The sequence below is a fragment of the Frigoribacterium sp. CFBP9029 genome (genome assembly GCF_034045305.1).
In the GTDB taxonomy this organism is placed as follows: domain Bacteria; phylum Actinomycetota; class Actinomycetes; order Actinomycetales; family Microbacteriaceae; genus Frigoribacterium.
Genome location: NZ_JAXCWB010000001.1, coordinates 353,248 through 376,908, shown reverse-complemented (window position 1 = coordinate 376,908; position 23,661 = coordinate 353,248). Strand labels below are relative to the sequence as shown.

At 70.8% G+C, this 23,661-nt stretch carries 21 protein-coding genes and 1 riboswitch; of the genes, 11 read left to right on the top strand and 10 right to left on the bottom strand.

Going from position 1 to position 23,661, the window contains the following annotated elements; genetic code table 11:
- Positions 1-5 precede the first annotated feature (5 nt).
- From SOM11_RS01760 to SOM11_RS01740, 5 genes are all read right to left on the bottom strand, one after another.
- Positions 6-884 (bottom strand): ABC transporter permease, encoded by an 879-nt coding sequence (locus tag SOM11_RS01760; RefSeq protein ID WP_320477009.1) that lies wholly within the window; start codon positions 882-884, stop codon positions 6-8.
- Positions 871-1,869 (bottom strand): ABC transporter ATP-binding protein, encoded by a 999-nt coding sequence (locus SOM11_RS01755; protein ID WP_320477008.1) that lies wholly within the window; start codon positions 1,867-1,869, stop codon positions 871-873. The genes SOM11_RS01760 and SOM11_RS01755 overlap by 14 nt, the downstream gene beginning before the upstream one ends.
- 10 nt (positions 1,870-1,879) lie before the next feature.
- Positions 1,880-3,001 carry a DUF2092 domain-containing protein gene (locus tag SOM11_RS01750; RefSeq protein WP_320477007.1) on the bottom strand — a complete coding sequence of 374 codons (1,122 nt, stop codon included), beginning with the start codon at positions 2,999-3,001 and terminating at the stop codon, positions 1,880-1,882.
- Positions 3,002-3,204: 203 nt separating this feature from the next.
- Positions 3,205-3,516 carry an antibiotic biosynthesis monooxygenase family protein gene (locus SOM11_RS01745; protein WP_192059703.1) on the bottom strand — a complete coding sequence of 104 codons (312 nt, stop codon included), beginning with the start codon at positions 3,514-3,516 and terminating at the stop codon, positions 3,205-3,207.
- Positions 3,517-3,577: 61 nt separating this feature from the next.
- Entirely contained in the window at positions 3,578-4,060 is a 483-nt protein-coding gene (locus tag SOM11_RS01740) for an FBP domain-containing protein (RefSeq protein ID WP_320477006.1), read from the bottom strand.
- 102 nt (positions 4,061-4,162) lie between these two features.
- Here SOM11_RS01740 and SOM11_RS01735 point away from each other — a divergent pair, with 102 nt between their 5' ends.
- Positions 4,163-5,056 (top strand): putative protein N(5)-glutamine methyltransferase, encoded by an 894-nt coding sequence (locus tag SOM11_RS01735; RefSeq protein ID WP_320477005.1) that lies wholly within the window; start codon positions 4,163-4,165, stop codon positions 5,054-5,056.
- On the opposite strand, the gene SOM11_RS01730 is transcribed toward SOM11_RS01735, so the two are convergent.
- Entirely contained in the window at positions 5,038-5,469 is a 432-nt protein-coding gene (locus tag SOM11_RS01730) for a hypothetical protein (RefSeq protein WP_192059710.1), read from the bottom strand. The genes SOM11_RS01735 and SOM11_RS01730 overlap by 19 nt on opposite strands.
- Before the next feature lie 101 nt (positions 5,470-5,570).
- Here SOM11_RS01730 and SOM11_RS01725 point away from each other — a divergent pair, with 101 nt between their 5' ends.
- From SOM11_RS01725 to gcvP, 4 genes are all read left to right on the top strand, one after another.
- On the top strand, positions 5,571-6,020 hold the full coding sequence (locus SOM11_RS01725) for an SseB family protein (RefSeq protein WP_320477004.1): 450 nt from the start codon (positions 5,571-5,573) through the stop codon (positions 6,018-6,020).
- 72 nt (positions 6,021-6,092) lie between these two features.
- A riboswitch (glycine riboswitch) is annotated at positions 6,093-6,196 on the top strand.
- Between the two features lie 202 nt (positions 6,197-6,398).
- A complete protein-coding gene (gene gcvT / locus SOM11_RS01720; RefSeq protein ID WP_320477003.1) occupies positions 6,399-7,613 on the top strand; it encodes a glycine cleavage system aminomethyltransferase GcvT in 1,215 nt (404 codons plus the stop codon).
- Positions 7,614-7,674: 61 nt separating this feature from the next.
- On the top strand, positions 7,675-8,052 hold the full coding sequence (gene gcvH, locus SOM11_RS01715) for a glycine cleavage system protein GcvH (protein ID WP_192059716.1): 378 nt from the start codon (positions 7,675-7,677) through the stop codon (positions 8,050-8,052).
- Positions 8,049-10,985 (top strand): aminomethyl-transferring glycine dehydrogenase, encoded by a 2,937-nt coding sequence (gene gcvP, locus SOM11_RS01710; protein WP_320477002.1) that lies wholly within the window; start codon positions 8,049-8,051, stop codon positions 10,983-10,985. Before gcvH ends, gcvP begins: the two co-directional genes overlap by 4 nt.
- A gap of 55 nt (positions 10,986-11,040) precedes the next feature.
- On the opposite strand, the gene SOM11_RS01705 is transcribed toward gcvP, so the two are convergent.
- Complete coding sequence (locus SOM11_RS01705) at positions 11,041-11,826, bottom strand: CPBP family intramembrane glutamic endopeptidase (protein ID WP_192059721.1); 786 nt, start codon at positions 11,824-11,826, stop codon at positions 11,041-11,043.
- Between the two features lie 235 nt (positions 11,827-12,061).
- On the opposite strand from SOM11_RS01705, the gene SOM11_RS01700 reads away from it, so the two are divergent.
- The 6 genes from SOM11_RS01700 (at position 12,062) to SOM11_RS01675 (ending at position 20,186) form a co-directional block, all read left to right on the top strand.
- Positions 12,062-13,687, top strand: a complete 1,626-nt coding sequence (locus SOM11_RS01700; RefSeq protein ID WP_192059723.1) for a peptide ABC transporter substrate-binding protein — start codon at positions 12,062-12,064, stop codon at positions 13,685-13,687.
- Between the two features lie 148 nt (positions 13,688-13,835).
- Positions 13,836-14,765: an ABC transporter permease gene (locus tag SOM11_RS01695; protein ID WP_055794476.1), complete on the top strand. Its 930-nt coding sequence runs from the start codon at positions 13,836-13,838 to the stop codon at positions 14,763-14,765.
- A complete protein-coding gene (locus SOM11_RS01690; RefSeq protein WP_192059725.1) occupies positions 14,755-15,711 on the top strand; it encodes an ABC transporter permease in 957 nt (318 codons plus the stop codon). Before SOM11_RS01695 ends, SOM11_RS01690 begins: the two co-directional genes overlap by 11 nt.
- Complete coding sequence (locus SOM11_RS01685) at positions 15,708-17,471, top strand: ABC transporter ATP-binding protein (RefSeq protein WP_320477001.1); 1,764 nt, start codon at positions 15,708-15,710, stop codon at positions 17,469-17,471. Before SOM11_RS01690 ends, SOM11_RS01685 begins: the two co-directional genes overlap by 4 nt.
- A 141-nt stretch (positions 17,472-17,612) precedes the next feature.
- Positions 17,613-19,523, top strand: coding sequence for a translational GTPase TypA (gene typA, locus SOM11_RS01680; RefSeq protein WP_192059729.1), 1,911 nt, complete (start codon positions 17,613-17,615; stop codon positions 19,521-19,523).
- A gap of 147 nt (positions 19,524-19,670) precedes the next feature.
- Positions 19,671-20,186 carry a hypothetical protein gene (locus SOM11_RS01675; protein WP_320477000.1) on the top strand — a complete coding sequence of 172 codons (516 nt, stop codon included), beginning with the start codon at positions 19,671-19,673 and terminating at the stop codon, positions 20,184-20,186.
- 52 nt (positions 20,187-20,238) lie between these two features.
- Here the strand turns inward: SOM11_RS01675 and efeB are convergent, their stop codons facing one another.
- From efeB to efeU, 3 genes are read right to left on the bottom strand one after another with little or no spacing between them, the layout of a single operon-like run.
- Positions 20,239-21,555 (bottom strand): iron uptake transporter deferrochelatase/peroxidase subunit, encoded by a 1,317-nt coding sequence (gene efeB / locus SOM11_RS01670; RefSeq protein WP_320476999.1) that lies wholly within the window; start codon positions 21,553-21,555, stop codon positions 20,239-20,241.
- 14 nt (positions 21,556-21,569) lie between these two features.
- Positions 21,570-22,775 (bottom strand): iron uptake system protein EfeO, encoded by a 1,206-nt coding sequence (gene efeO, locus SOM11_RS01665; RefSeq protein WP_320476998.1) that lies wholly within the window; start codon positions 22,773-22,775, stop codon positions 21,570-21,572.
- Positions 22,772-23,647 (bottom strand): iron uptake transporter permease EfeU, encoded by an 876-nt coding sequence (gene efeU / locus SOM11_RS01660; protein ID WP_192059737.1) that lies wholly within the window; start codon positions 23,645-23,647, stop codon positions 22,772-22,774. Before efeU ends, efeO begins: the two co-directional genes overlap by 4 nt.
- Positions 23,648-23,661: the final 14 nt, after the last annotated feature.

Below are 23,661 nucleotides of genomic sequence, written 5' to 3'. Positions count from 1 at the left end.
TCGGTTCAGCTCAGGATGTCCTTCGTGGTGAACCTGCCGAAGGCCAGGGCGCCGAAGACGAGGATGTAGCCGCCCTGCAGCAGGGCGTTGTCGGCGAAGTTCGCCCACGACACCGGGTCGCGCAGGAGGTCCGCGAAGCCCAGCCAGTAGTGCGTGAACAGCCACGGGTCGAGGAAGTCCAGCTGCGGCAGCGCGTCGACGATCTGCGCCACCGTCGAGAGCACGATGGTGGCGGCCATGGCACCCACCGGCACGCTGGTGAGCGTCGAGATGAAGAGCCCGACGGCGCTCAGCCCGAGCAGCGAGAGGGTGACGTACAGCGCCATCATCAGCATCCGCAGCGCGTAGTCGCCGTAGCCGATCGTCTGGCCCGAGAGCAGGGTCACCGGTCCGACCGGGAACAGCGCGGCGCCCGCGATGGCCCCGAACACCACGAGCACGAGGGTGCCGGCCAGGCAGAAGAGCGCGGCTCCGGCGAACTTGACGAGCAGGAGGCGCACCCGGCCCACCGGCGAGACCAGCAGGTACCGCAGGGTGCCGAGACCCGCCTCGCCCGCGATCGTGTCGCCCGCGACGACGCCGACGGTCAGGGGGAGGAACAGCGGGATCGCCACGGTCAGGGCGGTCAACGACACGAAGAGGCCGTTGCGCGTGATGTCGCCGAGGAACGCCGGGCCTCCGGAGGAGCCGCCGGACGCGTCGTCGGTCGTCACCCGCACGGCGATCGCCAGGAGGACGGGGATGAGAGCCAGGGCGCCGAGCAGGGCGATCGTCCGCACCCGTCCGAAGAGCACGACGACCTCGCTGCGGAGCAGGGACAGCCCCGTCCCGCGGCGGCGGAGGCCGTCCGCCTGCGGGGCGGGCACGGGTTCAGCCGGCGACATCGAAGCCCTCCCCGGTCAGATCGACGAAGCGCTCCTCCAGGCTGGCGCCCGTGACCTCGAAGCCGCGCACCCGCACGTCGGCGGCGACGAGCGCTGCCACGACGGCCTCCGGCGACGGCCCGTCGCCGACGAGGTCGGCCTCGACCAGCTCGGCGGCCGTCGACTCGGGCCGATCGGTCGGCCGCACCCGCGCCTCCGGGGCGAGTCCGAGTCGACGGAGCACGACGCGCGCATCGTCGGGATCGGGGGTGAGCAGCCTCACCCGGTGCGTGCCGATCGCGCGGAGATCGTCGAGGGTGCCCTGGGTGAGCAGCCGACCCGCGCTCATGACCCCGATGTGGGTGCACATCTGCTCGACCTCGGCCAGCAGGTGGCTCGACACGAAGACGGTCGTCCCCTCGTCGGCCAGCGAGCGGATCAGGGTGCGGACCTCGCGGGTGCCCTGCGGGTCGAGCCCGTTGCTCGGCTCGTCGAGCACCAGCAGATCACGGGGCATGAGCAGGGCGTTGGCGATGCCGAGGCGCTGCTTCATGCCGAGCGAGTACGCGTGCGCCTTCTTCGACGCGGCGTGCCCGAGGCCCACCCGATCGAGCGCTGCGTCGACCCGAGCGGTGCGGGTCGCCGCGGGCGCCGTGCGGTCGGCCGAGTCGAGCCGGTGCAGGTTCGCCCGCCCCGAGAGGAACGGATAGAAGGCCGGTCCCTCGACCAGGGCGCCCACCCGGGGCAGCACGTCGCGGGCACGGTCGGGCATCGCACCGCCGAGCACCCTGATGTCGCCGCTCGTCGCCGACGTCAGCCCGAGGAGCATCCGGATCGTGCTGGTCTTGCCCGAGCCGTTCGGCCCCAGGAAACCGTAGACGCTGCCCGCCGGCACGGCGAGATCGACGTCGGCGACGGCCTCCTGCCGACCGAACGACTTCGTCAGCGACGACGTCTCGATGGCCAGCGGCGCCGCCGACGTGGCCGCAGAGGGTGCGGGGGTCACGCGTGCGGCGTCATTCGGCCGGTGCCGACGCGACCGCCGCCTGCAGGGTCTCGGCGTCGACGGCGCCTACGAAGACACGCCCGTCATCGCCGAGGTAGACCGAGACGAGGGAGGTCTGCAGCACCCGGCCGCCGTCGACCCGCGTCATCACCTGGTCGAGCAGGGCCGACGGGTCGCCCTGGTCGCCGCCCGAGGCCGACCCGTCGGCGGGCGCGGACCCGGCGGCCGACGTCGCGCCGTCGAGACCCACCACGGTCGACCAGCCCGAGCCGATCACCACGGGCTCGGCGTGCTCGCCGCCGTGCGCCTCCCGGCCCTCGGCGGGCACGGCGACCTCGGTCACGGTCGCGTCGGCCGGGGGAGTGAACTCGAAGACCGAGGAGGCGGGGGTCTCGAACGACACGGAGGTCAGGGCGACCGAGATGGCCGGGTCGTCCTGCCCCCGCGCGTCGACGGTCACGGCCAGCGGCACACCCGTCTCGGCGTCGACGGTGAGGGTGGCCCGGGCGACGAGCGTGTCGGCGTCGTCGGGGGTCAGGACGACCCGGTACGCGTCGCGACCGGCGACGGACACGTCGTCGGAGCTGGTGACCGTCGTGGTGTCGCCCACGGCGTCGAGGACGGCGTCGGCGAGCTCGGACGGTGTCTGCGGCACGGCCGTGCCGTCGGCCAGGGTGTCGGGCAGGTCGCGGGACGACGCGTCGGGCAGCGTGGTGTGCGTGGCGTCTTTCGAGGTCGAGTCGTACGACCACAGGTCGCGGCCATCCCGGATGACGTCGCGCTCGGAGAGGTCGTCGACCACCTGCACGCGCTGTCGCGCCTCACCGTCGACGAAGACCTGGGCGGTGTGGCTGCCGGTCAGCATCTCGAGCGCATCGGAGGTCGACTCGCCGGCCGACGAGCCGCCCTGCAGGGACGAGGGGATGTCGGGCAGCCCGAGGTCGGACGTCTGCTCGACCGTGCCCGAGAAGGCCACGCCCGAGCTGCCCGCCGCGAGTGCCAGCACCTGCTGAGGGCTCTTGTCGGGCAGATCGACGTCGGCATTGGCCGCCATCGAGGGGACGACGATGCCGGCGGCGATGACGGCCACGGGGATCGCGGCGGCGGGGATCCAGCGTGCTGACTTCTTCATGACGATCGGGCCTCTCGCATCGGACCGCGGGCGGGTCGACGACTGGGCGGCAGGCTACGCGTGAACCCTGGAGATGACTGGCAGACGCGACACCGGTGGTTCGACGTCGAGACAGGCCATCCGGGGACGAGGCCGAGGCGGGCGTCGACGGTCGTGCCGACGTCCGGCTCGCCCGGTGCCGACACCGGTGTCGCCCAACTCCCTTACAGCTCGACGACCTCGAACTCGAGCAGATCGGCGCCGGTCGCCACGGGACCCCGCGGGGCGTCGCCCGACCCCTCGGGGCGAGCGTGCGCGGCCTTGGCGCCGTTCGCCGCCCAGGCCAGGAAGTCGTCTTCGCTGCGCCAGGTGGTCACGACGAAGTAGCGGTCGTCGCCCTTGACCGGGCGCAGCAGCTGGAAGCCCTCGAAGCCCTCGGCGCCGTCGACCGAGTGCTTGCGCGCGGCGAAACGCGACTCGAGCTCGGAGCCGGACCCCTCGGGGACGTGGATGGCGTTGATCTTGACGACGGACATGACTGCTCGCTTTCGTGGGGGATGGGTCGGGGATGAGGGCGGGACGGCCGGAGGCGTCGCCTCAGGCGGTCTTCATCACGGTGGCGGTGAAGCCCTGCACGCGGTCGCTCAGCCCGGCCGCGCGACGCTCGATCTGCTCGGGCGGATTCAGGTGCGGCGGTGCGACGCGGATGAGCAGCGAGCAGGCGAGGTCCTCGCAGATGTAGGTGCCGAGCGTGCTGCCGTTCAGCCCCGCCTCGCCGGCCTTCGGTGCGGTGAAGAGCCGCACCTGCGTCGCCGGCTGCGGCGAGTGGCAGAGCGAGCACATCGCCGCGATGCCGGGCCGCAGCGACGAGGTCGACGAACGGACGACGAGCCCGACGGGGCGGTCGGCCATCCAGTGGACGATGTAGCCGCGGTGATGGGCCTGCGGGTCGCGCCAGCCCAGGAACTCCCGTTCGGACCACAGCATCTCGTGCAGCCCCGGGATCGGCAGGCGGTCGAGGTCGCCGGGCTGGGCGTTGACGAACGACTCGCGGATGTCGGACTCGGTCAGCGGCTTCATGGTCTCCTCAGTGCCTGGGTGCCTCGGTCCCGCCACCCTACGCGGCGCCCCCGACACCGCCGTGACACGGGCCACGCGGTCGCACGGTCGTAGCCTGGGGCCATGACCGAGGCCGAGGCGATGCGCCTGCTGGTGGCGCGCCTCCGGGACGCCGGCTGCGTCTTCGCCGAGGAGGAGGCGGCGCTGCTGACCGAGGCGGCCGTCGACCCTGCCGACCCTGTCGACCCCGTCGACCCCGCCGACCGAGCCCGCCCGGTCGACCCCGGCATCCTCGAGGGGCTCGTGCGCCGACGCGTCGCCGGCGAACCCCTCGAACAGGTCGTCGGCTGGGCCGAGTTCGACGGCCTGCGGCTCGCCGTCGCGCCCGGTGTCTTCGTGCCCCGCCGGCGGACGACCGCGCTGGCCGGCCGGGCGTCGGCCCTGGTGCCCCGTGGGCGACCGGCCGTCGCGCTCGACCTCTGCTGCGGGGTGGGGGCCGTGGCCGCCGTCCTCCTGCGCGACCATCCCGGTCTCTCGCTCGTCGCGTCCGACCTCGATCCGGTGGCCGTCGGATGCGCCCGCGCGAACCTCCCGCCGGGCTGCGACGTGGTCGTCGGCGATCTCTTCGACGCCGTGCCCGCCCGGCTCCGAGGTGCCGTCGACGTCCTGACGGCCAATGCGCCGTACGTGCCGACCGGAGCGCTCCCGACCCTGCCGCCCGAGGCGCGCCTCCACGAGCGGGTCACCGCACTCGACGGCGGACACGACGGTCTCGATCTGCACCGCCTGATCGCCCAGGAGGCGCGGGTCTGGCTCCGCCCCGCGGGGTCGCTGCTGATCGAGACGAGCGCGGCTCAGGCCGCCGCCGCCGTGGACCTCCTGACCGCAGGCGGTCTCGACGCGCACAGCGAGTACGACGTCGAGCACGAGACGACGGTCGTCGTGGGCGTGCGACCGCAGTCGGATGCCGCCGGCGGTCGGACGATGCCGTCAGCGGGTCAGATGTCGACCGGGTAGACGCCCTCGACGACGGGGGACTCCGGGGTGCCCGACACCTCGCAGCTGAAGGCGGCCTCGATGCGCCCGTCGGCGGTGTGGCCGTAGCGCACCTCGACGACCGCGCCGGTGGCCGAGTCGCGGACGTCGTCGTCCTCGTAGCTCCAGACGTCGTCGAGGAACGGGACGTCGGGGTACTCGGCCGCGACGGCGTCGACGCAGGCGTCCCAGGCCGGCGGGGCCTCTCGCGTCGGCGCCGTGGCCGGGGCGGGGGGAGTGGTCGTCGGGATCGGCGTGCTCGACGCGTCGGCCCCCGTCGTGGCGAGCCCGGAGGTCTCGGCGGCGCCGGGCTCGGACGTCGGAGTGGCGCACCCGGCGAGGGCGAGGACGAGAGCGATGCTGCTGACGAGCAGGGGGGCGGCCATACGGGGCACGAGGGCTCCTCGAGGGATGACGGGCCGCCACGGTGGCAGGCTTCGAGGGTCAGGATACCGTCACGGAGTCGTTACGGAGGTTCTTCGGGCAAGGTGGACCGATGACCGCTTCAGAGAACCGTGAACCGACCGCACTCGAGCAGGCCATCGCCAAGGGCCAGGCGGGTGAGGGCGACATGAACTCCGTGCTCGCCGAGTTCGTGAACGCCGAGATCGTCGTCCCCACCGCCGTCCAGGCGGAGGAGTCGCTGAACGAGCTGCAGCCCGTGCTCTTCGATCGCGAGGGCACGCCCATGCTCGCCGCCTTCACGCACGCCGACATGATCGGCGACCAGGTGAGAGAGGTGGCGGCGCACTCCGCGACGATCCACGCCGCCGAGCTCGTCCAGGCCATCCCGCCGCAGACGGGACTGGTCGTGAACCCCGGCAACCCCGAGGGCTTCGAGATGCTGCCCGAGGGCGTCGCGCAGCTCGCCGACGACGTCCGCGAGCTCGTGGCCGCGCACCAGGCCGACGAGACCTCGGCGACCGATCGGCCCGCCGGCGCCTGAGCGTCTCGACCCCGAAACCTGCTCGTCACACGCCGGCTGTAGGCTGAGCGCCACAACCGAACATCGGGCCACGAACACGTCGCGGGAGAGCTCCGGTGCGCATCACATGCGCCGACCGGGCACCGAAGGAGCAAGCTCCCCGCCAATCTCTCAGGTACGCGTACCGCGACGGACTGGCCACTCTGAAAAGCAGGAGCGCCTCTCGGCGACTCCTCGCCCACGGTGAAAGTCGACCCGCGTCGGCGAAGCTCTCAGGCCCATGACAGAGGGGGAGCCCCGCACGACTCCGGTCGGGCGGGGCCCACCCCCGTCGTGCAGGTGCTGCACGGCATGCTCCCGGTCGAGACAGCTCGAGGCCGGGCCGTCCTCAGGAGTCAGATGTCCGACGCAGCCTCGAACCTGCCCGCCGCCCCGGGCCCCACCGACGCCGACCTCGTCGACGCCGAGCTGGCGGACGCCGACCTCGTCGACGCCGACCCGGCCGACGCCGACGACGAGCGCTTCAGCCCGCTCCACGAGATCCACGTCGCCGCGGGCGCCTCGTTCACCGACTTCGCCGGGTGGCAGATGCCCGTGCGCTACAGCTCGGATCTCGCCGAGCACCACGCCGTCCGCACCGCGGCCGGTCTCTTCGACCTCTCGCACATGGCCGAGATCGCCGTGGTCGGACCCGACGCCGGCGTCTTCCTCGACCAGGCGCTCGCGGGCACCCTCTCGACCATCGCCGTCGGTCGGGCTAAGTACTCGCTGCTCCTCGCCGACGACGGCGGAATCGTCGACGATCTCGTCGTCTACCGGCTCGACGAGCACGACTACCTCGTCGTGGCGAACGCCGGCAACCGCGAGGCCGCCTTCGGCGCGCTCGCGACCCGCGCCTCCGGCTTCGACGTCACGGTCGACGACGAGAGCGACGACACCGCTCTCGTCGCGATCCAGGGTCCCGAGGCGGAGGGCGTCCTCGACGCGCTCATCAGCGGCGACCGTCTCCAGCCCGACGCGCCGCTCTCGACGCTCCGGTACTACCGGGTGCTGCAGGGCACCTTCGACGACGCCCCCGTCCTGATCGCCCGCACCGGCTACACCGGCGAAGACGGCTTCGAGCTGTACCTCGCGCCCGAGTCCGCCGCCGACCTCTGGACGGCGCTCGCCGAGGCGGGAGCACCCCGGGGCGTCGTCCCCGCCGGTCTCGCCAGCCGCGACACGCTGCGACTCGAGGCGGGCATGCCGCTCTACGGCCACGAGCTCGGTCGCGACGTGCGCCCCGCCCAGGCGGGTCTCGGCCGCGTGGTCGACACCTCGAAGGACTTCGTGGGCCGCTCCGGTGTCGACCCGGCGCCCGGCGCCCGTGTGCTGGTGGGTCTGACCCTGCCGGGTCGTCGAGCGGCCCGAGCGGGCTACCCCGTGGTCACCGACGACGGCACCGTCGTGGGCGAGATCACGAGCGGCGCGCTCTCGCCGACCCTGGGCCACCCCGTCGCCATGGCCTTCGTCGACCCCGACGTGGTCGACCGCGGCCCGGCCCTCGCCGTCGACGTGCGGGGGACGCCGATCCCGGCGACCGTCGTGCCCCTGCCCTTCTACAAGCGCTCCTGACCCTCCCGCGGGCCGACGGCTCGCGCGCCCCGCACCTCACCCCCTCTCGAAAGGCCTCGGCATGACCGACCTCACCTCGCTGCACTACACCGCCGAGCACGAATGGCTGCTCATCGACGGCGACACCGCCACCGTGGGCATCACCGACTACGCGGCCGAGAAGCTCGGCGACGTCGTCTACGTCGACCTGCCGTCCGCGGGCACCGAGGTCGAGTCCGGCACCGTCGTCGGCGAGATCGAGTCGACGAAGTCCGTGGGCGAGCTCTTCGCCCCCGCGCTCGGCACGGTGCTCGAGATCAACGACGCCGTCGTCGACAGCCCCGATCTGGTCAACAGCGACCCGTTCGGCGACGGCTGGCTCATCAAGATCACCCTGGCGTCGACCGACCGCGTCGGCCTCCTCTCGCGCGACGAGTACGTCGCCCTCACGGCCGAATGACCGGCGAGACGACCTCCGGGTCGGTGTTCGGAGACTGGGCCGGTCGTGCGGCCGGCGGATTCGTCGACCGCCACATCGGCACGACGCCGTCCGATCAGGCCGCGATGCTCGCCGTCGTCGGGCACGACAGCGTCGAATCGCTCGTCCGGGCCGCCGTCCCCGACAGCATCCACACGTCGGCCGACGCGGGTGGCACGCTGCCCGCACCGGTGGGCGAGACGGAGGCGCTGGCCGAGCTGAGACGACTCGCCGACCGCAACCGCCCCTCCCGCACGCTCCTGGGGCTCGGTTACTACGACACCGTCACACCCGCGGTGATCCAGCGCAACGTCCTCGAGAACCCGAGCTGGTACACGGCCTACACGCCCTACCAGCCCGAGATCTCGCAGGGGCGGCTCGAGGCGCTGATCAACTTCCAGACGATGGTCTCCGAGCTCACCGGTCTGACCACCGCCAACGCCTCCATGCTCGACGAGGGCACGGCCGTGGTCGAGGGCATGCTGCTCGCCCGCCGCGCCTCGAAGGCGAAGAGCGACGTGTTCGTCGTCGATGCCGACGCGTTCCCGCAGACCAAGGCGCTGCTCGCCGGTCGTGCCGCGGCCGTCGGCATCGAGCTGGTCGAGCTCGATCTGACGGGCGCCGACCCGGCCGAGGTGCCCGAGTCGTTCGGGCTGTTCGTGCAGTACCCCGCGGCGACCGGCGCCGTCCACGACCTCGCGGCGATCAGCGAGGCCAGTCACGCCCACGGCGGTCTCGTCGTCGTCGCGGCCGATCTGCTCGCGCTCACCCTCCTGACCCCTCCCGGCGAGTTCGGGGCCGACGTCGCCGTCGGGACGAGTCAGCGCTTCGGCGTGCCCATGGGCTTCGGTGGTCCGCACGCGGGCTACATGGCGGTCCGCACCGGTCTCGAGCGGCAGCTGCCCGGGCGCCTGGTCGGGGTGTCGCAAGACGTCGACGGGCGGCCGGCCTACCGGCTGAGCCTGCAGACCCGAGAGCAGCACATCCGTCGCGAGAAGGCCACGTCGAACATCTGCACCGCCCAGGTGCTGCTGGCCGTGATGGCCTCGATGTACGCCGTCTACCACGGCCCCTGGGGGCTGCGGCACATCGCGTCGCGGGTGCACGCTCACGCGGCCGACCTCGCCGAGGCCATCGCCGCCTCCGATCTCGAGCTCGAGAACGACACGTTCTTCGACACGCTGCAGGTCTTCGTGCCGGGCCGGTCCGCCGAGCTCGTGGCCGCGGCCCGCGGGCGCGGCTACCTCGTGCACGCCGTCGACGCCGACTGCATCCGGCTGTCGTTCGACGAGACGACCACGCGCGACGACGTCGTCGCGGTCGCCGAGGTGCTGGGCGTCGAGATGCCCCCCGGAAAGGGCGGCGACGGCCCGTCCGGACTCCCGGAGGCGCTGCTGCGGACGAGCGACTACCTCACCCACCCGGTCTTCCGCACCCACCGCAGCGAGACCAGCATGATGCGGTACCTCAAGCACCTCGCCGACAAGGACTACGCCCTCGACCGCGGAATGATCCCGCTCGGCAGCTGCACCATGAAGCTCAACGCGGCCACCGAGATGGCGGCCGTGACCTGGCCCGAGTTCGCCTCGGTGCACCCGTTCGCGCCGGCGGAGGACGTCGAGGGCTACCTCGACCTCGTCGGTCAGCTCGAGGGCTGGCTGGCCGATCTGACCGGTTACGACACGGTGTCGCTGCAGCCCAACGCGGGCAGCCAGGGCGAGCTCGCGGGTCTGCTGGCGATCCGCGGGTACCACCTCGCGAACGGCGACGCCGCGCGCACGGTGTGCCTCATCCCGCAGAGCGCCCACGGCACCAACGCGGCGAGTGCGGTGCTCGCCGGCATGAGGGTCGTCGTCGTCGCCTGCGACGACCGGGGCAACGTCGACCTCGACGATCTGCGGAAGCAGGTCGCGGCCCACGCCGACGATCTCGCGGCGCTGATGATCACCTACCCGTCGACCCACGGCGTGTACGAGCACGACATCCGCGACATCACCGACGCCGTGCACGAGGCGGGCGGCCAGGTCTACGTCGACGGCGCGAACCTCAACGCCCTGCTCGGGTTCGCCAAGTTCGGCGAGTTCGGCGGCGACGTCTCGCACCTGAACCTGCACAAGACGTTCTGCATCCCGCACGGCGGCGGCGGGCCCGGTGTCGGACCGGTCGCGGCCAAGGCGCACCTCGCGCCGTTCCTGCCCGGCCACCCGATGGCGCAGCAGGCCGACCGACGCACCGGGGCGGCCGCGGCGGCCCCGGGGGAGCGACCGGCCCATGCCGGCGTCCCGGTGTCGAGCGCCCCGTACGGTTCGCCGAGCATCCTGCCGATCAGCTGGGCCTACATCCGCATGATGGGCGACGAGGGGCTCGTGCAGGCCACCGGCGCGGCGGTGCTCGCGGCGAACTACGTCGCCGTGCGACTGCGTGAGCACTACCCGGTGCTGTACTCGGGTGAGGGCGGGCTCGTCGCGCACGAGTGCATCCTCGACCTCCGCCCGCTCCGCGACGCGACCGGCGTGACCGTGGACGACGTCGCCAAGCGACTCGTCGACTACGGGTTCCACTCGCCGACGATGTCGTTCCCCGTGGCGGGCACGCTGATGGTCGAACCCACCGAGAGCGAGGACCTCGCCGAGATCGACCGCTTCGTCGACGCCATGATCGCGATCAAGCACGAGGCCGACGAGATCTCGGCGGGTCGGCACGCCGTCGAGGACAGCCCGCTGCGGGCCGCCCCCCACACGGCCGAGTCCGTCATCTCGGGCGAGTGGACGGCCGGTTACAGCCGCGACGAGGCCGTCTACCCGGTCGACTCGCTCAAGCGCGCGAAGTACTGGCCGCCGGTCCGTCGCATCGACCAGGCGTGGGGCGATCGCAACCTGTTCTGCGCCTGCCCGCCGGTCGAGGTCTTCGCCTGATCCGACCGACCTGCGCCCGGGTCCGAGCTCGCCGCTCGGACCCGGGCGTCGGCCGTCAGGAGGGAAGTCCGAAGAACGCGGGGAACGTCGCCGCCGCCCACGGGTAGCCGATGAAGACCGCCGAGTCCATCACGACGTGTGCCACCACGAGCGGCAGGATGCGCCCGAACCGGGCGTACAGCCATCCGAACACCAGGCCCATCACCACGTTGCCGACGAACGCGCCGAACCCCTGATAGAGGTGGTACGTGCCGCGCAGCAGGGCGGCCGCGACGATGATCGTCCACGGGCGCCAGCGGAGATCGGTCAGGCGCGCGAAGAGGTAGGCCACGACGATGACCTCCTCCGTGAGTCCCGCCCGGAGCGCGGAGAGCACCAGCACCGGGACGGTCCACCAGTGCTCGCCGAGGTCCGTGGGCACGACCGTCACCGTCAGGTCGAGAGCCTTGCCGACCAGGTACAGGCCGATGCCGGGGATCCCGATCGCGAGGGCGAGCCCCAGGCCGCCGAGCACATCGCGTCCGCTGCGCGAGAAGTCGACGCCGAGGCGCGCCAGGTGAGGGCGGCGGCCCTGCCAGAGCAGGTAGGCGACCAGCGCGACGGGCACGAGGTCGACGACCACGGCGAGCACCTGGTAGACGAGGTCGAACACGGCGCGATCGCTGAGCGACGAGTTGAGGGTCGCGGTCTGCTGCGACAGGCTCGTGGGCTGGGTGAGGCGGTTGACGATCGACACGAGCGAGTACACGGCGGAGGCGCCGAGCGACAGCCCGAGCACGATCGCGATCTCGACCCGGAGGCGCGAGCGGCTGGGCAGGTCGACCGCCGGTTCGAGAGGCATGGCCGGATAATACCTGCCACGTGTCTGATTTCTCGCAACGGAAACCTGCGCAGATGAGGGGCTTGACGCAACGATCCGTGCGTCGGCGCAACGATCCATCGAATTGGTTTCCGTCGTGTAACCGTTCGCCCTGAGGTTTGGAGAAGCCTGAAAGAGGTGCCTAGGGTCGTCTTCATCCAACGTGGCACGACTCATGGGGAGTCGTGCTGCGTCCTTTCTTGCATCAGGAGGAACATTGAAGAAGACGCGCATGGGCCTCGGGTCCGTCGCCGTCGTGGGGGCGGCAGCACTCGTCCTCACCGGCTGCTCGAACGGCGGTGACTCGGGCGACGCCGCTCCCTCGGGCAACGCCGACGCCATCATCACCACGAACGGCAGCGAGCCGCAGAACCCGCTGGTCCCGTCGAACACCACCGAGACCGGTGGCGGGAAGATCATCGACTCGATCTTCGCCGGCCTCGTCTCGTACGACGCCGAGGGCGCCACCGAGATGGACGTCGCCGAGTCCATCGAGTCCGACGACAACCAGCTCTGGACCGTCAAGCTCAAGGAGGGCCAGACCTTCACCGACGGCACCCCCGTCACCTCCGAGTCCTTCACGAAGGCCTGGAACTGGGCCGCGCAGATCAGCAACGCGCAGAGCGCCTCGTACTTCTTCGACAACATCGAGGGCTACGACGCCGAGGCCGACAGCGACCTCTCGCTCGAGGTCGTCAGCGACACCGAGTTCACGGTCATGCTGAACGCCCCCGAGGCCGACTGGCCCCTGCGTCTCGGCTACTCGGCGTTCTCGCCGCTGCCCGAGTCGTTCTACGACGACGTCGACGCCTTCGGCGAGAGCCCCGTCGGCAACGGCCCCTACAAGCTCGAGAGCGCCGACGCCTGGACCCACAACCAGGACATCAAGCTCGTCACCAACGAGGACTACGACGGTCCGCGCACGCCCGTCAACGGCGGCCTCACCATCACGTTCTACACGACGCAGGACGCCGCGTACTCCGACGTGCTCTCGGGCAACCTCGACATCCTCGACCAGGTGCCGGACACCCAGTTCGCCTCGTACGAGAGCGACTTCCCGGAGCGCTTCGCGAACCAGCCGGCCGCGATCTTCCAGTCGATCACCATCCCGCAGTACCTCGAGCACTTCGACGGCACGACCGAAGAGGGCAAGCTGCGTCGTGCGGCGATCTCGCTCGCGATCAACCGCGGCGACATCACCGACGTCATCTTCCAGGGCACCCGCACCCCCGCCAAGGACTTCACGTCGCCCGTCATCGACGGCTACTCCGAAGACCTCGACGGCTCGGACGTGCTCGACTACGACGCCGACCGCGCCAAGGAGCTCTGGGCTCAGGCCGAAGAGATCGCCCCCTACGGCGACACCACCTTCACCATCGCCTACAACTCCGACGGCGGACACCAGAACTGGGTCGACGCCGCGACGAACAGCATCGCCGACACGCTGGGCATCAAGGCGGCCGGAGAGCCGAAGCCCACGTTCGCCGAGCTCCTCGACCAGGAGGACAACGACGCCATGACCGGCGCCTTCCGTTCCGGATGGCAGGCCGACTACCCGTCGCTGTTCAACTTCCTCGCGCCGCTGTACCAGACCGGTGCCGGTTCGAACTACGGCCGTTACACGAGCGACGAGTTCGACGGTCTCCTGAGCGAGGGCGCCGCCTCGACCTCCGTCGACGACGCCAACGCGAAGTTCCAGGAGGCGCAGGAGGTCCTGCTCACCGACCTCCCCGTCATCCCGCTGTGGTACTCGAACGTGACCGGCGTGTGGGCCGACACGGTCGAGAACGTCCAGTTCGGCTGGAACTCCGTCCCGCTGTTCTACGAGGTCACCAAGCAGTAAGGAACGCATCCGATAGAGGCTCCGGCCTCGTTCAGAACTGCCGAGGGGTCCGGGCGGGTTATCCTGCTCCGGGCCCCTCGGTGGGCGTCCACCACTCTCTCTCCATGATTGCGACATCCATGCACGCGCAGAAAATCGAGGCGGCCTGATGCTCTGGTACACCGGCCGGCGCCTCCTCCAGCTGATTCCCGTCTTCTTCGGGGCGACCTTCCTCATCTACTTCATGGTGTTCGCCCTCCCGGGCGACCCGATCGCCGCCCTGTTCGGCGAGAAGCAGCCGAGCCCCGCCGTCATCGAGGCCATCCGGGCGCAGTACAACCTCGACAAGCCGTTCATCGTGCAGTACCTGCTCTACATCGGCGGTCTGTTCACGGGTGACCTGGGCACGACGTTCTCCGGTCGCCCCGTCATCGACGAGCTCGTCCGGGCGTTCCCGATCACGTTCCGTCTCGCCATGCTCGCTCTCCTGTTCGAATCGATCGCCGGGATCGTCGTCGGCCTCTACGCCGGCCTCCGCAAGGGCAAGATCTTCGACAACAGCGCCCTCGTGGTCTCGCTGCTGCTCATCTCCGTGCCGACGTTCGTCATCGGTTTCGTCCTGCAGTACGTCTTCGGCATCCAGCTGGCCCTCTTCCGGACCACCGTCAGCTCGCAGGCTCCGTGGAGCGAGCTGGTGCTGCCCGCGATCGTGCTCGCCTCGGTGTCGTTCGCGTACATCGTCCGACTCACCCGCGCCTCCGTCGCCGAGAACATGAGCGCAGACTTCGTGCGCACGGCGACGGCGAAGGGCCTCACCCGTCGACGGGTCGTCGGGGTGCACATCCTCCGCAACTCGCTCGTGCCCGTCATCACCTACCTCGGCGTCGACATCGGATCGCTGATGGTCGGTGCGATCGTCACCGAGGGAATCTTCAACATCCAGGGCGTCGGTGGCACCGTCTACCGGGCCATCCAGCTCGGCGAGGGGCCGACCGTCGTGTCGTTCGTCGCGGTGATGGTCATCATCTTCATGCTGGCCAACCTGCTCGTCGACCTGCTCTACGCCGTTCTCGACCCGAGGATCCGCTATGCCAAGTAACACGACACCGGGCCTGTCGCCCGACCACTACGTCGCCCCGCTCGACGAGACCCCGCTGAAGGCCGTCGACGCCGTCGACGAGACCGAGAAGCCCCGCTCCAGCTGGAACGACGCGTGGGACGCCATGAAGACGCGCCCCCTGTTCTGGATCTCCGCGGTGCTGATCCTGTTCGTGATCGTCGTGGCGCTGTTCCCGCAGCTCTTCACGAGCACCTCGCCGACCTCCGGCGCCAGCCTCCCCGACAGCAACGGACCGGCCGAGTCCGGGCACCCGATGGGCTTCACGCTGCAGGGGCTCGACGTCTACGCCCGTGTCGTCTACGGGACCCGGGCCTCGTTGACCGTGGGCCTGCTGGCCACGGTCCTCGTGACCCTGGTGGGCATCGTCATCGGCTCGCTCGCCGGCTACTACGGCGGCTGGCTCGACGCGCTCGTCTCGCGACTCGGCGACATCTTCTTCGCCATCCCCACCGTGCTCGGCGCCATCGTGCTCATGTCGGTCCTGCCCTCGCGCACCCCGCTGACGGTCGCTCTCGTGCTGTCGCTCTTCGCCTGGCCGCAGATCGCCCGCATCATGCGCGGCTCGGTGCTCGGCGCCAAGAGCAGCGACTACGTCATGGCCTCCGCCGCGCTCGGCGTCTCGCGCTTCCGCATCCTGGTCAGGCACGTCATCCCCAACGCGATCACCCCCGTGATCGTCGTGGCGACGGTCTCGCTCGGCACGTTCATCGTCGCCGAGGCCACCCTGTCGTTCCTCGGCATCGGCCTGCCCGGCACCGTGATGTCGTGGGGCAACGACATCAACGCCGCCCGCGCCTCCCTGCGGGTCGCCCCGATGCCCCTGATCTGGCCGGCGGCCGCCCTCTCGGTGACCGTGCTGTCGTTCCTCATGATGGGCGACGTCGTGCGCGACGCCCTCGACCCGAAGGCGAGGGCCCGTCGATGACCTCCACCTCCACCTCCACCCGTCCCGAGTCGGCGAGCACCGCCTCCTCGGCGACCCCCCTGCTCGAGATCAAGGGCCTGAAGATCGGGTTCAAGACCCAGTCGGGCTACGTCGACGCCGTCCGCGGCGTGGACTTCACGATGATGCCGGGCGAACGTCTCGCGATCGTGGGCGAGTCCGGCTCGGGCAAGTCGACCACGGCCACGTCGATCATCGACCTGCTGCCGGGCGCCGGCGAGGTCACCGGGGGGCAGATCCTCTTCGAGGGCAAGGACCTCACGAAGGCGACGCCCGCCGAGATGCAGGCCATCCGCGGTCGCGACATCGGCTACGTGCCGCAGGACCCGATGTCGAACCTCAACCCGGTCTGGAGCATCGGCTTCCAGGTCGAGGAGGCCATCCGCGCCAACGGCGTGGCCACCGGCAAGCAGGCGGTGCGCGATCGCGCGATCGAGGTGCTGAAGGAGGCGGGGCTCGGCGACGCCGACCAGCGTCTGAAGCAGTTCCCTCACCAGTTCTCGGGCGGCATGCGCCAGCGTGTGCTGATCGGGATCGGCCTCTCGTCGCGCCCGAAGCTGCTGATCGCCGACGAGCCGACGTCCGCGCTCGACGTCACCGTGCAGCGGCGGATCCTCGACCACCTCGAGACCCTGACGCGCGACTACGGCACCTCGGTGCTCTTCATCACGCACGACCTCGGTCTCGCGGCCGAACGCGCCGAGAAGCTCGTCGTCATGTACAAGGGCCAGGTCGTCGAGTCGGGGCCGTCGAAGGAGATCCTGGCGAACCCGCAGCACCCGTACACGCAGCGTCTCGTGGCCGCGGCTCCGAGCCTCGCCAGCCAGCGCATCCAGTCGAGCATCGCGCCGACGCACACCAACGACGTCGAGATCTCCGACGAGGGCGCCGACGACGCCGAGCTGATGAAGCGCGCGCACCAGCGCGAAGAGCTCGGCAAGCGGAACGCGTCGTACATCCAGGTCGAGAACCTCACCAAGCTGTACAAGATCCGTCAGGGCGGCTTCAAGACGACCGAGCTGCGGGCCGTCGACGACGTCTCGTTCTCGATCCCGCGCGGCACGACGATGGCGCTGGTGGGCGAGTCCGGCTCGGGCAAGTCCACCGTGGCCAAGCTGGTCCTCCAGCTCGAGTCCATCACCTCGGGCACCGTCGCCATCGACGGGAAGAGCGTCGGGGCCCTGAAGGGCAAGGAGCTCTTCGACTTCCGTCGTCGGGTGCAGCCCGTCTTCCAGGACCCCTACGGCTCGCTCGACCCGATGTACAGCGTCGGCAACACGATCGCCGAACCGCTCGTCACCCACGGCATCGGCGACCGCAAGAGCCGCCAGCAGCGTGTGCACGAGCTGCTCGACCAGGTGTCGCTGCCCGTCTCGATGGTCAACCGCTACCCGGGCGAGCTCTCGGGCGGTCAGCGTCAGCGCATCGCCGTCGCCCGGGCGCTCGCGCTCAAGCCCGACGTGATCGTGCTCGACGAGGCCGTCTCCGCGCTCGACGTGCTGGTGCAGGGCCAGGTGCTCGACCTGCTCACCGACCTGCAGACGGAGCTGGGGCTCACCTACCTCTTCATCACGCACGACCTGGCCGTGGTCCGCCTCATCGCGGACAACGTCTGCGTCATGCAGAAGGGACGCATCGTCGAGGCCGGCACCACCGACGAGATCTTCGCGAACCCGGCGCAGCAGTACACCCGCGAGCTGCTCGAGGCGATCCCCGGCGCGAACTTCGAGTTCGGCCGGTAGTCGACCCGCGCCTCCTCGTCAGGGGCCTCTCCGCCGTTCCGACAGGGGCGGGGGAGGGGCCCTTTACCACGTGCCGTAGACTGTCGTCGCCGGGCTGTGTCCCGTGCATCTCCCCCTCCGCTTCTCGTAAGGAATTCATCCATGGCGACTGCCATCCGCAGCGACCTGCGCAACGTGGCGATCGTGGCCCACGTCGACCACGGCAAGACGACTCTCGTCGACGCCATGCTCAAGCAGACCAACTCGTTCGACGCCCACTTCGACACCGAAGACCGAATGATGGACTCGAACGAGCTCGAGCGCGAGAAGGGCATCACGATCCTCGCGAAGAACACCGCGGTGCTCTACAACGGTGCTCACGCGGCCGACGGCCCGATCACCATCAACGTGATCGACACCCCCGGCCACGCCGACTTCGGCGGTGAGGTCGAGCGCGGCCTCTCGATGGTCGACGGCGTCGTGCTGCTCGTCGACGCGTCCGAGGGGCCCCTGCCCCAGACCCGCTTCGTGCTCCGCAAGGCCCTCGCGGCCAAGCTCCCCGTCATCCTGCTGGTCAACAAGACCGACCGCCCCGACGCCCGCATCGACGAGGTCGTGGCCGAGTCGCAGGACCTCCTCCTCGGTCTCGCCAGCGACCTGAGCGAAGAGGTCGAAGACCTCGACCTCGACGCGATCCTCAACGTGCCCGTGGTCTACGCCTCGGGTCGTAACGGCGCAGCGTCGATCAACAAGCCGGCCGACGGCTCGCTGCCCGACAACGCCGACCTCGAGCCGCTGTTCGACGCCATCCTCACGCACGTGCCGGCGCCGACCTACGACGACGAGCACCCCCTGCAGGCGCACGTGACCAACCTCGACGCGTCGCCGTTCCTCGGTCGTCTCGCGCTCCTCCGCGTGTTCCACGGCACCCTGAAGAAGGGCCAGACCGTCGCCTGGGTCAAGCAAGACGGCACCACGGTCAACGCCCGCATCACCGAGCTGCTCATCACCAAGGCCCTGCAGCGCTACCCCGCCGAGTCCGCGGGCCCCGGCGACATCGTCGCCGTCGCCGGCTTCGACACCATCACCATCGGCGAGACCCTCTCCGACCCCGACGACGTCCGGCCGCTGCCGACCATCACGGTCGACGACCCCGCGATCTCGATGACCATCGGCACGAACACGTCGCCGCTGATCGGCAAGGTCAAGGGTCACAAGCTGACCGCGCGCATGGTCAAAGACCGTCTCGACCGAGAGCTGATCGGTAACGTCAGCCTCAAGGTCGTCGACATCGGACGCCCCGACGCGTGGGAGGTCCAGGGTCGAGGAGAGCTCGCACTCGCCATCCTCGTCGAGCAGATGCGACGCGAGGGCTTCGAGCTCACCGTCGGCAAGCCGCAGGTGGTCACCCGTCGCGACGAGAACGGCAAGCTCCAGGAGCCGTTCGAGCACATGACCGTCGACGTGCCCGACGAGTACCTCGGTGCGATCACCCAGCTGATGGCCGCCCGCAAGGGCCGCATGGAGAACATGGCGAACCACGGTTCGGGCTGGGTCCGCATGGAGTTCATCGTCCCGTCGCGCGGCCTGATCGGCTTCCGCACGCAGTTCCTCACCGACACGCGCGGCACCGGCATCGCCAACGGCATCAGCCACGGCTACGGTCCCTGGGCCGGCGAGATCTCGACCCGTACCAACGGCTCGATCATCGCCGACCGTTCGGGTGTCGTCACGCCGTTCGCGATCCAGAACCTGCAAGAGCGCATGACCTTCTTCGTGCAGCCGACCGAAGAGGTCTACGAGGGCATGGTCGTGGGCGAGAACTCGCGCGCCGACGACATGGACGTCAACATCACCAAAGAGAAGAAGCTGACCAACATGCGTCAGTCGACGGCAGACAACTTCGAGTCGATGACGCCCTCGCGCGTCCTCTCGCTCGAGGAGTCGCTCGAGTTCGCCGGTGACGACGAGTGCGTCGAGGTCACCCCCGACGCCATCCGCATCCGCAAGGTCGAGCTCGACGCGTCGGCTCGCCAGCGCAGCACCGCTCGTCTCAAGAAGCAGAACGCGTAGCACCACCGAGTCACCGCCAGACCGAGAGGCGGCCCGCAGCAGTGCGGGCCGCCTCTCGTGTATCCACCCCGCTGCGCTTCGCCGCCCCTCGCTGCGTGCCCCGCACGTTCCACGCCCACGCCCAGAGACGGCCGCTACCCTCTCCGGGTGCCGATCCGTTCGAAGTCCCTCATCCGCTCCGCCGCCGCTCTGACCATCGTCGTCGGTCTCGGCGCCGGCCTCACCGCGTGCGGTTCGGGCTCGCCGATCGACAACATCGTCGGCGGCGCGATCGACAGCAGCGTCGAGGGCCTCACCGGCACCGTGCAGCAGGCCGTCGAAGACGCCGCGGGCGAGGCGCTCGGCGGGGCCGGCATCACGACGGACGGCACGCTCCCCGAGTCGTTCCCCGCCGACGTCCCGCTCGTCGAGGGCACCGTGCGCGGGGGCGGCGCCGGGCCCGAGGGGTCCGGCTGGGTGGCTCAGATCACCGTCTCGGGCGCCGACCGCTTCACCGTCGCGCAGCAGCAGCTCGAGCAGGCCGGCTACACGGCCAGCGGTGTCGACTCCGACGCGGACAGCGGCTTCGGCACATTCACGGGCCCGGCGTACCGCGTCGTGCTCACCGTGTCGACCGACACCGACGGGGTCTCGACGGCGACCTACGTCGTCACCCCCGTCTGACCTCCGCACTCGCGAGCGTCCGCGCCGCGCCGGCCGCCCCGACCCGGCGGCGTCAGGCGAAGAGCGTCTCGCCGACCCAGCCGTTCTCCGACGCCCCCGGCGGCACCGCGAAGATCGCCGAGCCGACGTGCTTGACGTACTCGTTCATGCGATCGCTGCGGGCGAGCGACTGCTGGATCGGCACGAACTGCCTCCGGCTGTCGCGGTTGAAGCAGATGAAGAACAGCCCCGCGTCGAGGCGTCCGAGCTCGTCGTTGCCGTCGACGAAGTTGTAGCCGCGCCGCAGCAGGGTGGCCCCGTCGTTGTTCTGCGGGTGGGCGAGCGCGACGTGCGAGTCGGGCGCGATGGCCGGCCCGCCGGTCGAGGCCGCGGCGGCGAAGTCGGGTGCGGTGAACTCCGATCCGCCCGACAGCGGGGCCCCCTCGCCCTTGTCACGGCCGACGACGGTCTGCTGCTCGGCGAGGGAGGCGCGGTCCCAGGTCTCGATCGTCATCCGGATCTTCCGGGCGACGAGGTACGACCCGCCCGCCATCCAGGCGGCGCCGTCGCCCTCGGTCGCCCAGACGCCGTCGGCGACGGCCCCGGTGTCCTCGGCCTTGACGTTCGCGGTGCCGTCCTTGAAGCCGAACAGGTTGCGCGGAGTGGTCTGCCCGCGGGTCGTCGACGAGGTGCGGCCGAAGCCGAGCTGCGACCAGCGGAGGGAGGCGCGGCCGAAGGCGATCCGCGACAGGTTGCGGATCGCGTGCACGGCCACCTGGGGGTCGTCGCTGCACGCCTGCACGCAGAGGTCGCCGCCGCTGGCCGCCTCGATCAGCTGATCGCCCGAGAAGTGCGGCAGGTCGATCAGCGCGGCAGGGCGTCGCGAGGCCAGCCCGAAGCGGTCGACGCCCGTGGCGGTGGTGAAGAGCGTCGGGCCGAAGCCGATGGTCACGGTGAGCCCGGCCGCGGGCAGGCCGAGGGCCTCGCCGGTGTCGTCAGGAGGCGCGGCGAGCGACCCGCCCGTCGCCCCCGTCGGGCTGACATCCAACCCGGCGGTCAGTCTCGACGCGGCGTAGCTCCAGTCCTTCAGCAGCTCGACCAGCTCGGCGCGCGTGGTGCCGTCCGAGACGTCGAACGCCGCGAAGTGCAGGCGGTCCTGCGCGGCGGTGGTGACGCCCGACTGATGCGGTCCGAAGAACGGGTACGTCGCCGCCGCGCCCGAGCCGCCCGCGGTGTGCGCGACGACCGCGCGGTCGGCTCCGATCCCGACGCCGAGACCGAGCACGCCGGCGCCGACGCCCGTGCCGACGAGTCCGAGCAGGCCCCGTCGCGACAACCCCGGTCGCTCGGCGGCGCCGCCCGTCTCTCGGGCGCCGTCAGTCCCGCCCACGCTGCGGGCCACCGTCAGGAGACCAGAGCCGCGGTCAGCCGGCTGAGCGGCTCGCTGAGCGCGTTGACGGCGTCCGACAGCTTCTTCTTGTCGGCGTCGGTCAGCTCGGTGTACGCCGGGTAGCCCGAGTCGAGGCTCCCGTAGCCGGCGAGCAGGGTCTCGACCGAGGTCATCTCGTCGTCGATCGAGGTCGCGAGCTCCGGGTCCTCCTCGTCGACGATGTCGCGGACGCCGTCGAAGGCGACACGGGCCCCCTCGAGGTTGCCCTGGAAGTCGTAGAGGTCGGTGTGCGACCAGATCTCCTCCTCGCCGGTGATCTTGCCGGTCGCGACCTCGTCCATCAGGCCGACCGCCCCGTTCGCGATCGTGTCGATGCCGACCGAGAAGTCGTCGGCCGTCACCTCGTCGTAGAGGTCGGCGGTGTCGCCGGTCAGCAGGTCGGCGAAGCGCTGGCGCTCGGCGGGCGTCAGGGCGACGTACGCCGCGCCTCCGTTCGCGTCGGCCGACGGCTGCCAGAGGTCCTTCTCGATGCGGTGCCAGCCGGTCCACTCGGTGCCGGGCTCGACGTCGGCCTCTCGGAAGTCGATCTTCGGGTCCAGATCGCCGAACGACTCGGCGACCGGCTCGATGCGCTCGTAGTGCGCCCGGGCGGTCGGGTAGAGAGCGCGCGCGCGGTCGTCGTCACCGGAGGTGTACGCGGCCAGGAACTCGTCCGTCGCCGCGACGAGCTGCCCCGTCTGGTCCTTCACGTAGCCGACGTAGGCGGCGGCCGCGGCGTCGATGCGCTCCTTCTCCGAGCCGGTCGGCTCGACGGCGCCGCCCGAGTCGGTGACGGTGAACGTCGCGCGGACGCCCTCGCCGACGAGGCCCGGGACGCACGCGGTGTAGTAGTCGCCCGCGGGCACCGACACGGTCATCGAGCCGGACGTCCCCGGCCCGATGTTCTCCTTCTCGCTGATGATCCGCAGGCCGTCGTCGGCGAGCAGCTCGAACTCGCTGTTGTCGCGTCCCGTGTTCGTCATCGTGAACGTGACGGGGCCGCTCGGCACCGAGGTCGTCGACAGCACGCAGCCGTCGTCGGACCCGTCGACGGTCACGGCGGTGGCCGCGGACGAGCCGGCCGGCGTGTTCGCGACGCAGCCGGTGAGGGCCAGCACGACCACGGCGAGGCCGGAGGCGACGCCGAGAGGGTGGACGAGGCGGGCGGGGCGAGCGGTCATTCGTGGGCTCCTGCGGTGCGGGGGGTGAGAGTGGTGGACTCGGATCCGGAGGCGGCGGGACGGGTCGGCCCGCGCCTCCTCGTGGCGCGTGCGACGAGCGGGACGACGACGGCGAGGTAGACGAGCCAGCCGCCGAGCTGCAGCCAGCTCGGGGTCGGGGTGAAGTTCACGAGACCCTGCAGCAGCACGCCCTGGGGGCTCGTCGGCGGCACGGCCGAACTGACGTCGAACGCCGTGGAGGTGCGGCCCGGCAGCACGCCGGCCTCTTGCAGGTCTCCGATCCCGTAGGCGAGCACCCCGGCCGCGACCACCACCAGGAAGTACCCGGTCACGGTGAAGAACCGCCGGAGGTCGATGGTCATCACACCGCGGTGGATGGCGACGCCGATCGCGACCGCGCTGAGGATCCCGAGCAGGGCGCCGAGCAGGGGCACGGGCCCCCCGCCGGTCGACTGCACCGCGGCCCAGACGAAGAGGGCCGTCTCGATGCCCTCGCGACCGACCGACAGGAAGCCGAGTGCGACGATCGCCCAGGCGCCGCCCTCGAGCGCCCGATCGAGCCCCGACTGCAGCTCGTGCTTCATGCTCCGCGCCGTGCGGGCCATCCAGAAGACCATCCAGGTGACGAAGCCGACGGCGACGAGCGAGAGCCCGCCGCCGATGATCTCCTGCGCCTGGAAGGTCAGGCCGTAGGCGCCGAAGGTGAGGACGGCGCCGACGCCGAGCGACAGCACGACGGCGGCCGTGACGCCGAGCCACAGCCGGGGGAGGACGTCCCGGCGATCGACCTTGACGACGTAGGCGACGAGGATGCCGACGACGAGCGAGGCCTCGAGGCCCTCTCGGAGTCCGATGAGGTAGTTGGCGAGCACTGATGGGGCCTTCG